Here is a 13057-nt window from a genome sequence, read left to right as displayed (position 1 = left end):
CCATGCTTATCCCCCGTCGTGTCAAGCACCGCAAGCAGCACCACCCCGGCCGTAGCGGCCAGGCCACTGGTGGCACCAAGGTCAGCTTCGGTGAGTACGGCATCCAGGCCCTCACGCCCGCTTACGTGACCAACCGTCAGATCGAGTCCGCTCGTATCGCCATGACGCGTCACATCAAGCGTGGCGGCAAGGTGTGGATCAACATCTACCCCGACCGTCCGCTCACGAAGAAGCCCGCCGAGACCCGCATGGGTTCCGGCAAGGGCTCGCCCGAGTGGTGGGTCGCGAACGTCAAGCCGGGTCGCGTGCTCTTCGAGCTCAGCGGCGTCAGCGAGGAGGTCGCCAAGGAGGCGCTCACTCGTGCAATCCACAAGCTGCCCCTCAAGGCACGCATCATCAAGCGCGAGGAGGGCGACGCATAATGGCGATCGGTTCCAAGGAGCTCCGTCCTGTCGAGCTCGACACTTTTGAAGACGAGCGTCTCGTCGATGAGCTGAAGAAGGCCAAGGAAGAGCTGTTCAACCTGCGCTTCCAGTCGGCCACCGGTCAGCTCGAGAGCCACGGCCGCCTGCGTGCCGTGAAGCGCGACATCGCTCGCATCTACACGGTCCTGCGTGAGCGCGAGCTCGGCATCCGTGCCACCCCCGCCCCGGTCGAGGCCGCCCCCAAGGCGACCAAGAAGTCGACCAAGAAGGCTGCCGCCGCCGACGAGGCGCCCGTCGCCGAGACCGCCGAGGAGAAGTAATGGCTACCGAGAACAAGACCGAGGTCGACTCGGCAGCTGTCGAGGTCCGCGGTTACCGCAAGACCCGTCGTGGCTACGTGACCAGCGACAAGATGGACAAGACCATCGTCGTCGAGGTCGAGGACCGCGTGAAGCACCCCCTGTACGGCAAGGTCATCCGCCGCACCTCCAAGGTCAAGGTCCACGACGAGGCCAACGCGGCCGGCGTCGGCGACCTCGTCGTGATCAACGAGACCCGTCCGCTCAGCGCCTCCAAGCGCTGGCGCCTGGTCGAGATCCTCGAGAGGGCCAAGTAGGCCTCGCGGCCTGCTTGAGCAGAAGGAGACAGAAGTGATCCAGCAGGAATCCCGCCTCAAGGTCGCCGACAACACCGGTGCCAAGGAGATCCTCACCATCCGCGTGCTCGGTGGCTCCGGCCGTCGCTACGCCGGCCTCGGCGACGTCATCGTCGCCACGGTGAAGGACGCCATCCCCGGTGGCAACGTGAAGAAGGGCGACGTCGTCAAGGCGGTCATCGTCCGCACCAAGAAGGAGGTCCGTCGTCCGGACGGCTCCTACATCAAGTTCGACGAGAACGCCGCAGTGATCCTGAAGGCCGACGGGGACCCCCGTGGTACCCGCATCTTCGGGCCGGTCGGTCGCGAGCTTCGCGACAAGAAGTTCATGAAGATCATCTCGCTGGCGCCGGAGGTTATCTAAGTCATGGCAAACATCAAGAAGGGTGACCTCGTGCAGGTCATCAGCGGAGCCTCGCAGGCCCGCGGCGGAGACCGCGGCAAGCAGGGCAAGGTCCTCGAGGTGCTCGTGGAGCGCAACCGCGTCGTCGTCGAGGGCGTGAACTTCGTCACGAAGCACGTCCGCGTCGGCCAGACGCAGCGCGGCACCAAGACCGGCGGCATCGAGACCTTCGAGGCCCCGATCCACGTGTCGAACGTCGCGCTCGTCGACCCCAAGACCAAGAAGCCGACCCGCGTGGGCTTCCGTGAAGAGACGGTCACCAAGGGCGGCGTCACCAAGACCGTCCGCGTCCGTTACGCCAAGGCGTCGGGAGAGAACCTCTGATGACTGACACCACCACCACCACGCCTGCGGCGCTGCCGCGCCTCAAGGCGAAGTACCGCGCGGAGATCCTGCCGCAGCTGAAGAGCGACTTCGGCTTCACGAACGTCCACCAGGTCCCCGGCCTGGTCAAGATCGTCGTGAACACCGGTGTCGGCGAGGCCGCCCGCGACAGCAAGATCATCGACGGGGCCATCAAGGACCTCACGGCGATCACCGGCCAGAAGCCCCAGGTCACCAAGGCCCGCAAGTCCATCGCGCAGTTCAAGCTGCGCGAGGGCCAGCCGATCGGCGCGCACGTCACGCTGCGCGGCGACCGTGCCTGGGAGTTCCTGGACCGCCTGCTGTCGCTCGCGCTGCCCCGCATCCGCGACTTCCGCGGTCTGAGCGACCGTCAGTTCGACGGCAACGGCAACTACACGTTCGGTCTCAACGAGCAGAGCATGTTCCACGAGATCGACCAGGACCGCATCGACCGTGTCCGCGGCTTCGACATCACCGTCGTCACCACCGCGAAGAACGACGACGAGGGCCGGGCTCTGCTCAAGGCTCTCGGCTTCCCGTTCCGCACGGCCGACCAGGCCAACTAAGATCGTTCGGTCGGCAACTCCTCACCGGAGTTGCCGACCGTTCCCCTGAGGTCGTGGAGAACCGCTCCACGACCACCCGATCATCAAGGTCGACACCCGGTGTACCGGATGGCGAAACCCGATGAGGAAGAAGTACACCGCATGACGATGACAGATCCGGTCGCAGACCTGCTGACCAGACTGCGCAACGCGAACTCGGCGTTCCACGAGACCGTGTCGCTCCCCAGCAGCAAGCTCAAGTCCCACATCGCGGAGATCCTCCAGCGTGAGGGCTTCATCGACTCGTGGAAGGTCGAAGACGCTCGCGTCGGCCAGACCCTCACGATCGACCTCAAGTACGGCCCCGAGCGCCAGCGCTCGATCAAGGGCATCAAGCGCGTCTCGAAGCCGGGCCTCCGCGTCTACGCGAAGTCCACCGAGATCCCGCAGGTCTTCGGCGGCCTCGGCGTCGCGATCCTGTCGACTTCCTCCGGTCTGCTGACCGACCGTGAGGCCGAGAAGAAGGGCGTGGGCGGAGAAGTCATCGCCTACGTGTGGTAATTCGTCATGTCTCGAATCGGAAGACTCCCCATCTCGATCCCTGCCGGGGTCGACGTGAAGATCGACGGCCAGGCCGTCACCGTCAAGGGCCCCAAGGGCGAGCTGTCGCTCGTCGTCAAGAGCCCCATCGAAGCTGCGCTCGAGGAGGGCACCGTCGTCGTGACGCGTCCCGACGACGAGCGTGAGTCGCGGTCGCTCCACGGCCTGACCCGTACCCTCATCGCCAACCAGATCATCGGCGTGACCCAGGGCTACACCAAGGGCCTCGAGGTCGTCGGCACCGGTTACCGCGTGCAGGCCAAGGGCTCCAACGTCGAGTTCGCTCTCGGCTACTCGCACCCGATCACCGTCGAGCCGCCCGCGGGCATCAGCTTCACGGTCGAGGGCAACAACAAGCTCACCGTCGTCGGCATCGACAAGCAGGCAGTCGGCGAAGTCGCTGCCAACATCCGCAAGCTGCGCAAGCCCGAGCCCTACAAGGGCAAGGGCGTTCGCTACGCCGGCGAGGTCGTCCGCCGCAAGGCCGGAAAGTCAGGTAAGTAATCATGGGTCTCGGTACACGAGGAAAGAGCAAGTCGGCCGCCACCAAGCGCCGTCACACCCGCCTGCGCAAGAAGGTCGTGGGCACCGAAGAGCGCCCCCGTCTCGTCGTCACCCGTTCGGCCCGGCACGTGTTCGTGCAGGTCGTCGACGACAGCAAGGGCTTCACCGTCGCCAGCGCATCGACCCTCGAGGCCGACATGCGCACCTTCGACGGTGACAAGACCGCGAAGTCCCGCAAGGTCGGCGAGCTCGTCGCCGAGCGCGCCAAGGCCGCGGGCATCGAGGCCGTCGTGTTCGATCGCGGCGGCAACAAGTACGCCGGACGCGTCGCGGCCATCGCCGAAGGCGCCCGAGAGGCTGGTTTGAACCTGTGAGCGACGCTACGAACACCACTCCCCCCGCAGAGACCGACGCGGTCGCGGCGACCGAGACGGTCAAGGCTCCGGCCGAGGCCGTCGTCGAGCGCCCCGTCGAGACGGCTGCCGGCTCGGAGTCCAACAACCGCGAGGGCGGTCGCACCGACCGTCGTGGCGGCCAGGGTCGCGGAGACCGCAACGCCGGTGGCCGTGGCCGTGGCGACCGTGACGACAAGAGCCAGTTCCTGGAGCGCGTCGTCACGATCAACCGCGTGTCGAAGGTCGTCAAGGGCGGTCGTCGCTTCAGCTTCACCGCGCTCGTCGTGGTCGGTGACGGCAACGGACTCGTCGGCGTCGGCTACGGCAAGGCCCGCGAGGTCCCCACGGCCATCAGCAAGGGCGTCGAGGAGGCGAAGAAGAACTTCTTCCGCGTCCCCCGCATCGGCAACACGATCCCGCACCCCGTCCAGGGTGAGGCCGCTGCCGGCGTCGTCATGCTGCGTCCGGCCTCGGCCGGTACCGGAGTCATCGCCGGTGGTCCCGTCCGCGCCGTGCTCGAGTGCGCCGGTGTCCACGACGTCCTGAGCAAGTCGCTCGGCTCGTCGAACACCATCAACATCGTCCACGCGACCGTCGAGGCCCTCAAGCAGCTCGAGGAGCCCCGTGCCGTCGCCGCTCGCCGCGGCCTCGACATCGACGCCGTGATGCCGGCCTTCATGGCCCGCGCCGAGCAGGCGGCCAAGGCCGCTGCGACCGAGAAGGCAGGTGCCTGATGGCCCAGCTCAAGGTGACCCAGATCAAGTCCGTAATCAGCGAGAAGCAGAACCAGCGTGACACGCTGCGGAGCCTGGGCCTCAAGCGCATCGGCCAGTCGGTCGTGCGCGAGGACACCAAGCAGAACCGCGGCTACGTCAACACGGTCGCCCACCTCGTGAAGGTCGAGGAGATTGACTAATGGCTGACGAGAAGAACGGCGCCGCCGAGAAGGCCGCTCCGAAGAAGGCCGCCGCCAAGGCGACCACCACCAAGGCCGCCGCCCCCAAGGCGACGACCAAGAAGTCGACGGCCTCCTCGGCCGCCGCCTCGACGACGACCTCGACGAAGTCGGCCTCGGCCGGTCAGTCGGCGGACGTCGCCCGCCCGCAGGTCCTCAAGGTCCACCACCTCCGTCCGGCTCCCGGTGCCAAGACGGCCAAGACCCGCGTGGGTCGCGGTGAGGGCTCGAAGGGCAAGACGGCCGGACGTGGCACCAAGGGCCAGAAGGCCCGGTACCAGGTCAAGGTCGGCTTCGAGGGCGGTCAGATGCCGCTCCACATGCGCACTCCGAAGCTGCGCGGGTTCAAGAACCCGTTCCGCGTCGAGTACCAGGTGGTCAACCTCGAGAAGCTCGGCGAGCTGTACCCGCAGGGCGGTGAGGTCACCGTCGGCGACCTGGTCGCCAAGGGTGCCGTCCGCAAGAACGAGAAGGTCAAGGTCCTCGGACAGGGCGACCTGAGCGTCGCTCTCACCGTGGCGGTCGACAAGGTCTCCGGCTCTGCCGAAGAGAAGATCGTCGCCGCCGGCGGGACCGTCTCCAAGTAATCACCTGAGGGGGTGGTCCGACAGGGCCACCCCTTTCAGTCGTCTATCCTTCATGCCGGGAGGCCCCACATGTTCAGAGCTGTCGCGCGCATCATGCGCACGCCCGACCTTCGCCGAAAGATCGGGTTCACTCTCGGCATCATCGCGCTCTTCCGGCTGGGGTCGTTCATCCCCTCGCCGTTCGTGGACTACCAGAACGTGCAGCTGTGCCTCGCCGGCAACCAGGGCACCTCGGGCCTCTACGAGCTCGTCAACCTCTTCAGCGGCGGCGCCCTGCTGCAGCTCTCGGTCTTCGCGCTGGGCATCATGCCCTACATCACGTCGTCGATCATCGTGCAGCTGCTCCGCGTCGTCATCCCCCACTTCGACACCCTCTACAAGGAGGGCCAGTCGGGCCAGGCGAAGCTGACGCAGTACACCCGGTACCTCACGATCGCGCTGGGCATCCTCCAGTCGACGACCCTGATCACCGTGGCCCGCTCCGGTGCGCTGTTCGCCGGCTCCGGCGCTGCCGAGTGCCAGCAGCTCATCACCAACGACGCCTGGTACGCCGTCATGCTCATGGTCATCACCATGACCGCCGGCACCGGCCTCATCATGTGGATGGGCGAGCTCATCACCGAGCGCGGCATCGGCAACGGCATGTCGCTCCTGATCTTCACCTCGATCGCGGCCCGCTTCCCCACCGCCCTCTGGAGCATCGCGCAGGCGCGCAGCTTCGAGATCTTCCTCATGGTGATCGCCGTCGGGCTCGTGATCATGGCCGCGGTCGTGTTCGTCGAGCAGTCCCAGCGGCGGATCCCCGTGCAGTACGCCAAGCGCATGGTCGGGCGGCGCACGTACGGCGGCAACAACACGTACATCCCGATCAAGGTCAACATGGCCGGCGTCGTGCCCGTCATCTTCGCCTCGTCGCTGCTGTACCTGCCCGCGCTCGTCGCCCAGTTCAACCAGCCCTCCGACGGCACCGCGCCCCCGGCGTGGGTGGCGTGGGTCCAGGCGAACCTCACCTCCGGCGACAACCCGCTCTACATGGCGCTGTACTTCGCCCTCATCGTCGGCTTCACGTACTTCTACGTCGCGATCACCTTCAACCCCGAAGAGGTCGCCGACAACATGAAGAAGTACGGCGGGTTCATCCCCGGCATCCGGGCCGGGCGCCCGACGGCCGAGTACCTCGACTACGTCCTGACGCGCGTGACCCTGCCGGGCTCGCTCTACCTCGGCATCATCGCGCTCATCCCGCTGATCGCCCTGGCCACGGTCGGCGCCAACCAGAACTTCCCGTTCGGAGGCGCGAGCATCCTGATCATCGTCGGAGTCGGTCTCGAGACGGTCAAGCAGATCGACTCGCAGCTGCAGCAGCGTCACTACGAGGGGCTCCTCAAGTGACGGGGGGCGAGACCGGGCCCAGCCCGCGCCTCCTGATCGTCGGCCCTCCCGGCGCCGGCAAGGGCACGCAGGCGACGCAGATCGCGGAGACCCTCGGGGTGCCGGCGATCTCGACCGGCGACATCTTCCGTGCCAACGTCCGTGACGAGACCGAGCTGGGCGTCAAGGTCAAGACGATCATGGACGCCGGCGACTACGTGCCCGACAGCCTCACGAACGAGCTCGTCTCCGACCGGCTCGACCAGAGCGACGCGGCGCAGGGCTTCCTGCTCGACGGCTACCCCCGCACGCTGCAGCAGGTCGGGTTCCTCGACGACTACCTGTCCGCCAAGGGGCAGGCGCTCGAGGCCGTGATCCTGCTGGTGGCCGACCGCGACGAGATCGTCGAGCGGCTGCGCAAGCGGGCCCTCGACCAGGGGCGTTCGGACGACACGGAGGACGCCATCCGGCACCGCCAGGACGTCTACCTGCGCGAGACCGCTCCTCTGCTGGAGAGCTACCGGTCGCGGGGCCTGGTCGTCGAGGTCGACGGCCTCGGCACCATCGAGCAGGTCGCGGAGCGCATCGACGCCGCCCTGGGCGAGCGCGGCTTCCGCTCGACGGCCGCCGCCTCCTAGCCGGGTGGCCTTCCGCAAGCCGGGCATCTACAAGACCCGGGACGAACTGCGCGCCATGGCGGCGCCCGGCGTGCTGACGGCGCGATCGCTCGACGCGGTCGCTGCCGCGCTGCGACCCGGCATCACCACCGGCGAGCTCGACGCGATCGCCGAGCGCACCATCCGTGACGGCGGCGGCGTGCCGAACTTCATGCTCGTGCCGGGCTACCGCAACACGGTGTGCACCTCGGTGAACGCCGAGGTCGTGCACGGCATCCCCGGCAACCGCGCCCTCGAGCCCGGCGACCTGGTCTCCGTCGACAGCGGGGCGGAGGTCGACGGCTGGAACGGCGACAGCGCACGCTCCTTCGTGCTCGACGACCCGAGCCGCCCCGAGCTCGTCGCCGAGCGACGGCTGCTGTCCGACGTCACCGAGCACGCCCTCTGGCACGGCATCGCTGCCCTGGCGTCGGCTCGTCACCTCAACGAGGTCGGCGACGCCGTCGAGGAGTACGTGGAGTCGCGCGGCAGCTTCGGGATCATCGAGGACTACGTCGGCCACGGCATCGGGCGCTCCATGCACGAGGACCCGCCGGTCTTCAACTACCGCGTCAAGGGGCGCGGCCCGGCGGTCAAGCCGGGTCTGGTCGTGGCCATCGAGCCCATGATCACCCTCGGCGGCATCGACACCGTCACCGAGGACGACGACTGGACCGTCACCACCGTGGACGGCAGCTCCGCGGCGCACTGGGAGCACTCGGTCGCCGTGCACGAGGGCGGGATCTGGGTGCTCACCGCACACGACGGGGGAGCAGCTCAGCTGGCGCCCCTCGGGGTCGTGCCCGTCCCGATCGCCTGACCCGCGCCTCCTCGGCACCGGCCTGCGACGCCCCCACGAGCCTCGGCTCGAGGGGGCGTCGCCGTGTCGGCGTCAGCCTCGCGACGACCCGACCGAGCAGGTCGACTCGGCGGCCGTCTGGCCCGTGATGGTGGACGGGAGCGTCGTGGTGGCCGGTGTCGTCGCGGTCGGTGCGCCCTCGGTGGCCGGGGCGGTCGCCCCGGCCTCGGGGGCGGACGTCTCCGCCGGGGGAGCCGCGGCCTCCGGTGCGGGCACGGACTCGTCGACGGTGGACCCGCGCCCGGCCGCGTCGTCGCCCAGGGTGAACGACTGATCGGCCTGGAGGGCGGCCTCCAGAGTCGCCGCGTCCGCCTCGGAGGGGACGACCCGCCCTGCCTGGTCGGGGTCGTCGACGACGGGGTACTGGACGAAGACGATGTCGGCCGGCGTGAGGTCCTTCAGCGCCAACGCCAGCGAGACGAGGGTGTCCGGGCTGCTGAGCGAGGTCGAGAGGGTCATGTTGCCGAGGGCGGCCGAGGCGAGCTTGTAGAGCGTCGTCGGGCTGCCGAGGGTGCCGCCGGAGATGATCTTGCGCATCATCGACGAGAGGAAGACCTGCTGGGAGCTGATGCGGGCCAGGTCGCTGCCGTCGCCCACGCCGTGCCGGGTGCGCAGGAACTCCAGGGCGTCCTTGCCCTGGAGGGAGTGGGTGCCGGCCGAGAGGTCGAGCCCCGTGTCGGTGTCGCGGATGCGCTGCGTCACGCAGACGTCGACGCCGCCGAGGGCGTTCGACATCTCGATGACGCCGTCGAAGGTGATCATGCCCGCGTAGTAGACGCTGAGGCCGGTCAGGCCCTCCACGGCGGCGACGGTGCAGCTGACCCCGCCCAGCTCGTACAGCGAGTTGAACTGCTGGTACGACGCGGCGGGGTGGGCGGTGCCGTCGTCGCCCGTGCAGGCCGGCCGGTCGATCATGAGGTCGCGGGGGAAGCTGACGGCGGTGAGCTGGCTGTGGTCCTCGGACAGGTGGACGAGGATGTTGACGTCGTTCCGGACCCCGTCGACGACGCCGGCGTCCACGGCGCTGCCCGGGTCGCGCTGGTCGCTGCCGATGAGCAGCACGTTCGCGCCCCCGGGCATCGCGCCGATGCCCTCCTCCGGGACCGAGGTCTCGTTGCCGAGGGCCACCGAGGTCACCGACGACGTCAGCTGCCGGGCGGCGATGGCCGACAGGGAGGCGCCGCTGACGAGCAGGACGGCCAGCGCCGCCGCGAGGCCGGTCAGGAGGGAACCGACGGGGCGACGTCGTCGGAGGCGCCCGTGGCGGGCGACGCCCCGGGTGCGGGGCGAGCGGCGGAGAGAGGGCATCGTGGGCTCCACGGGTCGGCGTCATCACCCTCGACTCGGCGTGTCGGGTCGACGGGCGGGTTGCTGAAGTGTAGCGGGAGGACCTAGGATCGATCTTTGGTGTTCCCAGGTCACTTCTGTGCCTGCGGCACCGCATCCCCGCACGACCAACACTCCCAATTCTTAGCGACAGTGAGGCTATGGCCAAAAAAGACGGTGTCATCGAAATCGAAGGCGCAGTGGTCGAAGCTCTGCCCAACGCGATGTTCCGCGTTGAGCTCAGTAACGGGCACAAAGTTCTCGCCCACATCTCCGGCAAGATGCGTCAGCACTACATCCGCATCCTCCCCGAAGACCGGGTGATCGTCGAACTCAGCCCCTACGACCTGACCCGCGGCCGGATCGTCTACCGCTACAAGTAGGGCGTGCTGGAAAGGAACGGCCCCACGCACCCGTGGGGCACGAAGCCAGCGAGATCAAGGAAACAACGATGAAGGTCAACCCCAGCGTCAAGCCCATCTGCGAGCACTGCAAGGTGATCCGCCGCAAGGGCAACGTCATGGTCATCTGCAAGAGCAACCCGCGCCACAAGCAGCGCCAGGGTTGATCTGACCGGCCGCCCCGTGCGGTCGGACAGAGGCCGGAGTCCCTCGAGGGCTCCACAGCACCACAAGACAGAGCAGCACCAGAACCCGCACCGCCGGCAGCAGCCAGGCAGGAGGCGCGGGGGACACCCCGGGGCGGAGGCCCGGGCACCGGCGCTGTGACAGACCTCCACCACTCTCTGAGGAGAAGCCACCATGGCACGTCTAGCAGGCGTTGACATCCCGCGCGACAAGCGCGTGGAAGTCGCACTGACCTACATCTACGGAGTCGGCCGCACCCGCGCGCTCAAGACTCTCGCCGAGACCGAGATCGACGGCAACATCCGCGTCAAGGACCTCACGGACGACCAGCTCGTCCTTCTCCGCGACCACATCGAGGGCAACTTCAAGGTAGAGGGCGACCTCCGTCGCGAGGTCGCCGCCGACATCCGCCGCAAGGTCGAGATCGGCAGCTACGAGGGCATCCGCCACCGCCGCGGCCTGCCTGTGCGCGGCCAGCGCACCAAGACGAACGCTCGTACCCGCAAGGGCCCGAAGCGCACCGTCGCCGGCAAGAAGAAGGCTCGCTAGGCCCCGGCTCCCGCCGTACTCGCCTCTAGGTTGTAGGAGAAAAAATTGGCAGCACCGAAGTCGGCCGCGCGTAAGCCCCGCCGCAAAGAGAAGAAGAACGTCGCCGTGGGCCAGGCCCACATCAAGAGCACGTTCAACAACACGATCGTGTCGATCACGGACCCCTCGGGTGCCGTGCTGAGCTGGGCCTCCTCAGGAGCCGTCGGCTTCAAGGGCTCGCGCAAGTCGACGCCCTTCGCCGCGCAGCTGGCCGCCGAGTCGGCCGCCCGCCAGGCGCAGGAGCACGGCGTCAAGAAGGTCGACGTCTTCGTCAAGGGGCCGGGTTCCGGCCGCGAGACGGCGATCCGCTCGCTCCAGGCCGCCGGCCTGGAGGTCGGGTCGATCAACGACGTCACCCCCCAGGCGCACAACGGCTGCCGCCCGCCGAAGCGTCGTCGCGTCTAACTGAGTCGATGCCCGTCGCGCCTCCCCGCCCTGTCCGCAGGGCCCGGAGGCGCGACGGGCTCACCCGCGTTCACCGCGCCTCCGGCTCCCTCGCCGGGAGCCCCCACAACTCAACAGACCCGACGGGCCAGCCACCTGTCGTACCGCCAAGAGTCATATAGCGGACTCTTCGCCGAAAGGAATCCACCAGTGCTCATTGCACAGCGCCCCACCCTCACCGAGGAGAACATCTCGGAGTTCCGCTCGCGGTTCGTCATCGAGCCCCTCGAGCCCGGCTTCGGCTACACCCTCGGCAACTCGCTGCGTCGCACCCTGCTCTCGTCGATCCCCGGAGCCGCTGTCACCAGCATCCGCATCGACGGTGTGCTGCACGAGTTCACGACGGTCCCCGGTGTCAAGGAAGACGTCACCGAGGTCATCCTGAACATCAAGCAGCTCGTCGTCTCGAGCGAGCACGACGAGCCCATCACGGCGTACCTGCGCAAGCAGGGTGCCGGTCAGGTCACGGCGGCCGACATCTCGGCCCCCGCCGGCGTGGAGATCCACAACCCCGAGCTCGTGATCGCGACGCTCAACGACAAGGCGAAGTTCGAGCTCGAGCTCACGATCGAGCGTGGCCGCGGCTACGTGTCGGCCGTGCAGAACCGCTCGGAGTTCAGCGAGGCCGGTCAGATCCCGATCGACTCGATCTACTCGCCCGTCCTCAAGGTGACGTACCGCGTCGAGGCCACCCGTGCCGGTGAGCGCACCGACTTCGACCGCCTCGTGGTCGACGTCGAGACCAAGCCCGCGATCTCGCCCCGCGACGCCATCGCGTCGGCCGGTCGCACGCTGACCGAGCTGTTCGGCCTGGCCCGTGAGCTCAACACCGCCGCCGAGGGCATCGAGATCGGCCCCGCGCCGGTCGACGCCGTCCTCTCCAGCGAGCTCCAGACGCCGATCGAGGACCTCGACCTCTCCGTGCGCAGCTACAACTGCCTCAAGCGCGAGGGCATCAACACGGTGTCCGAGCTCGTCGCCCTCTCGGAGACGCAGCTCATGAACATCCGCAACTTCGGTCAGAAGTCGGTCGACGAGGTGAAGGACAAGCTCGTGGAGCTCGGTCTCTCGCTCAAGGACACGGTCCCCGGGTTCGACGGAGCCCACTTCTACAGCGGCTACGACGAGGAAGAGACCAACTAGGTCTCGTCCGTCCCCGCCCTGATCATCTTCGACAGCTAGGAACCATCAATCATGCCCAAGCCCACCAAGGGTCCCCGTCTCGGAGGCGGACCGGCGCACGAGCGCCTCATGCTCGCCAACCTCGCGGCCTCGCTCTTCGAGCACAAGAGCATCAAGACGACCGAGACGCGGGCCAAGCGCCTCCGTCCCGTCGCCGAGCGCCTCGTGACCTTCGCCAAGCGCGGCGACCTGCACTCGCGTCGTCGCGTCATGCAGACCCTGCGCAACAACAAGGACGCCGCGCACATCCTCTTCACGGAGATCGCTCCCCTGGTCGACCAGCGTGAGGGCGGCTACACCCGCATCACGAAGCTCGGCTTCCGCAAGGGCGACAACGCGTCGATGGTGTCGATGGAGCTCGTCCTCGAGCCCGTGACCCCCAAGGTCAAGTCGTCGAAGAGCTCGACGGCCGCGGCCGCCGCGCCCGTCGAGGAGCCCGTCGTCGAGGAGGCGCCCGTCGAGGAGCCCGAGACCGTCGAGGAGTCGGCTCCGGTCGAGTCCGAGACCGAGACGGCCCCCGCCGCCGAGGTCGAGGCCGACGCCGCCGCGAAGTCGGACGACAAGTAGCAGCGAGCTCCACCGCACCGCCCGGAGGGCCCGTCACCGCGAGGTGACGGGCCCTCCGTCGTC

22 protein-coding genes are annotated in these 13057 nt (G+C 68.1%); 21 read left to right on the top strand and 1 reads right to left on the bottom strand.

Translation table 11 applies throughout. The annotated features are described in order from the left end of the window. The first annotated feature begins 2 nt into the window (after positions 1–2). From rplP to map, 15 genes are all read left to right on the top strand, one after another. Positions 3–422, top strand: a complete 420-nt coding sequence (rplP, locus tag IFT72_RS13105) for a 50S ribosomal protein L16 (RefSeq protein WP_056057379.1) — start codon at positions 3–5, stop codon at positions 420–422. Further along, positions 422–745, top strand: a complete 324-nt coding sequence (gene rpmC, locus IFT72_RS13100) for a 50S ribosomal protein L29 (RefSeq protein WP_056057376.1) — start codon at positions 422–424, stop codon at positions 743–745. Before rplP ends, rpmC begins: the two co-directional genes overlap by 1 nt. Further along, the gene (gene rpsQ, locus IFT72_RS13095; protein WP_056057373.1) at positions 745–1041 is read left to right on the top strand and encodes a 30S ribosomal protein S17; all 297 of its coding nucleotides are present in this window, start codon (positions 745–747) and stop codon (positions 1039–1041) included. The genes rpmC and rpsQ overlap by 1 nt, the downstream gene beginning before the upstream one ends. Positions 1042–1075: 34 nt before the next feature. Further along, entirely contained in the window at positions 1076–1444 is a 369-nt protein-coding gene (gene rplN, locus IFT72_RS13090) for a 50S ribosomal protein L14 (protein ID WP_056057371.1), read from the top strand. A 3-nt stretch (positions 1445–1447) separates the two neighbouring features. Next, a complete protein-coding gene (gene rplX / locus IFT72_RS13085; protein WP_056057368.1) occupies positions 1448–1807 on the top strand; it encodes a 50S ribosomal protein L24 in 360 nt (119 codons plus the stop codon). Continuing rightward, positions 1807–2394 carry a 50S ribosomal protein L5 gene (rplE, locus tag IFT72_RS13080; protein WP_056057365.1) on the top strand — a complete coding sequence of 196 codons (588 nt, stop codon included), beginning with the start codon at positions 1807–1809 and terminating at the stop codon, positions 2392–2394. The genes rplX and rplE overlap by 1 nt, the downstream gene beginning before the upstream one ends. Positions 2395–2535: 141 nt before the next feature. Then, positions 2536–2934 (top strand): 30S ribosomal protein S8, encoded by a 399-nt coding sequence (rpsH, locus tag IFT72_RS13075; protein WP_056057362.1) that lies wholly within the window; start codon positions 2536–2538, stop codon positions 2932–2934. A 6-nt stretch (positions 2935–2940) separates the two neighbouring features. Next, positions 2941–3477: a 50S ribosomal protein L6 gene (gene rplF, locus IFT72_RS13070; protein WP_167260392.1), complete on the top strand. Its 537-nt coding sequence runs from the start codon at positions 2941–2943 to the stop codon at positions 3475–3477. 2 nt (positions 3478–3479) lie between these two features. Beyond that, positions 3480–3851, top strand: coding sequence for a 50S ribosomal protein L18 (gene rplR, locus IFT72_RS13065; protein WP_056057355.1), 372 nt, complete (start codon positions 3480–3482; stop codon positions 3849–3851). After that, positions 3848–4606, top strand: coding sequence for a 30S ribosomal protein S5 (gene rpsE, locus IFT72_RS13060; RefSeq protein ID WP_056057353.1), 759 nt, complete (start codon positions 3848–3850; stop codon positions 4604–4606). Before rplR ends, rpsE begins: the two co-directional genes overlap by 4 nt. Next, positions 4606–4788 (top strand): 50S ribosomal protein L30, encoded by a 183-nt coding sequence (gene rpmD / locus IFT72_RS13055; protein ID WP_082514610.1) that lies wholly within the window; start codon positions 4606–4608, stop codon positions 4786–4788. Before rpsE ends, rpmD begins: the two co-directional genes overlap by 1 nt. After that, positions 4788–5414, top strand: a complete 627-nt coding sequence (rplO, locus tag IFT72_RS13050) for a 50S ribosomal protein L15 (protein ID WP_082514609.1) — start codon at positions 4788–4790, stop codon at positions 5412–5414. The genes rpmD and rplO overlap by 1 nt, the downstream gene beginning before the upstream one ends. A 69-nt stretch (positions 5415–5483) precedes the next feature. Beyond that, positions 5484–6806 (top strand): preprotein translocase subunit SecY, encoded by a 1323-nt coding sequence (gene secY / locus IFT72_RS13045; protein WP_056057350.1) that lies wholly within the window; start codon positions 5484–5486, stop codon positions 6804–6806. After that, positions 6803–7423, top strand: a complete 621-nt coding sequence (locus IFT72_RS13040; RefSeq protein ID WP_192046714.1) for an adenylate kinase — start codon at positions 6803–6805, stop codon at positions 7421–7423. Before secY ends, IFT72_RS13040 begins: the two co-directional genes overlap by 4 nt. Before the next feature lie 4 nt (positions 7424–7427). Further along, positions 7428–8261: a type I methionyl aminopeptidase gene (gene map, locus IFT72_RS13035; RefSeq protein ID WP_192046713.1), complete on the top strand. Its 834-nt coding sequence runs from the start codon at positions 7428–7430 to the stop codon at positions 8259–8261. Positions 8262–8333: 72 nt separating this feature from the next. On the opposite strand, the gene IFT72_RS13030 is transcribed toward map, so the two are convergent. Further along, entirely contained in the window at positions 8334–9608 is a 1275-nt protein-coding gene (locus IFT72_RS13030) for an LCP family protein (RefSeq protein WP_192046712.1), read from the bottom strand. Positions 9609–9787: 179 nt separating this feature from the next. On the opposite strand from IFT72_RS13030, the gene infA reads away from it, so the two are divergent. From infA to rplQ, 6 genes are all read left to right on the top strand, one after another. Next, on the top strand, positions 9788–10009 hold the full coding sequence (infA, locus tag IFT72_RS13025) for a translation initiation factor IF-1 (RefSeq protein WP_055965022.1): 222 nt from the start codon (positions 9788–9790) through the stop codon (positions 10007–10009). Between the two features lie 68 nt (positions 10010–10077). Then, positions 10078–10194, top strand: coding sequence for a 50S ribosomal protein L36 (gene rpmJ, locus IFT72_RS13020; RefSeq protein ID WP_043593327.1), 117 nt, complete (start codon positions 10078–10080; stop codon positions 10192–10194). A 193-nt stretch (positions 10195–10387) separates the two neighbouring features. Further along, positions 10388–10762 carry a 30S ribosomal protein S13 gene (gene rpsM / locus IFT72_RS13015; RefSeq protein WP_056057338.1) on the top strand — a complete coding sequence of 125 codons (375 nt, stop codon included), beginning with the start codon at positions 10388–10390 and terminating at the stop codon, positions 10760–10762. Between the two features lie 45 nt (positions 10763–10807). After that, positions 10808–11206, top strand: coding sequence for a 30S ribosomal protein S11 (gene rpsK, locus IFT72_RS13010; RefSeq protein WP_055799944.1), 399 nt, complete (start codon positions 10808–10810; stop codon positions 11204–11206). Positions 11207–11395: 189 nt separating this feature from the next. After that, on the top strand, positions 11396–12388 hold the full coding sequence (locus tag IFT72_RS13005; RefSeq protein WP_055799947.1) for a DNA-directed RNA polymerase subunit alpha: 993 nt from the start codon (positions 11396–11398) through the stop codon (positions 12386–12388). A 51-nt stretch (positions 12389–12439) separates the two neighbouring features. Then, the gene (gene rplQ / locus IFT72_RS13000; RefSeq protein ID WP_185233874.1) at positions 12440–12994 is read left to right on the top strand and encodes a 50S ribosomal protein L17; all 555 of its coding nucleotides are present in this window, start codon (positions 12440–12442) and stop codon (positions 12992–12994) included. The last annotated feature ends 63 nt before the right edge of the window (positions 12995–13057 follow it).

The organism is Frigoribacterium sp. CFBP 8754 (genome assembly GCF_014841815.1).
Lineage (GTDB): Bacteria > Actinomycetota > Actinomycetes > Actinomycetales > Microbacteriaceae > Frigoribacterium > Frigoribacterium endophyticum.
The sequence above is the reverse complement of the archived record's forward strand: the minus strand, read 5'-3'. Positions and strand labels throughout refer to the sequence as shown.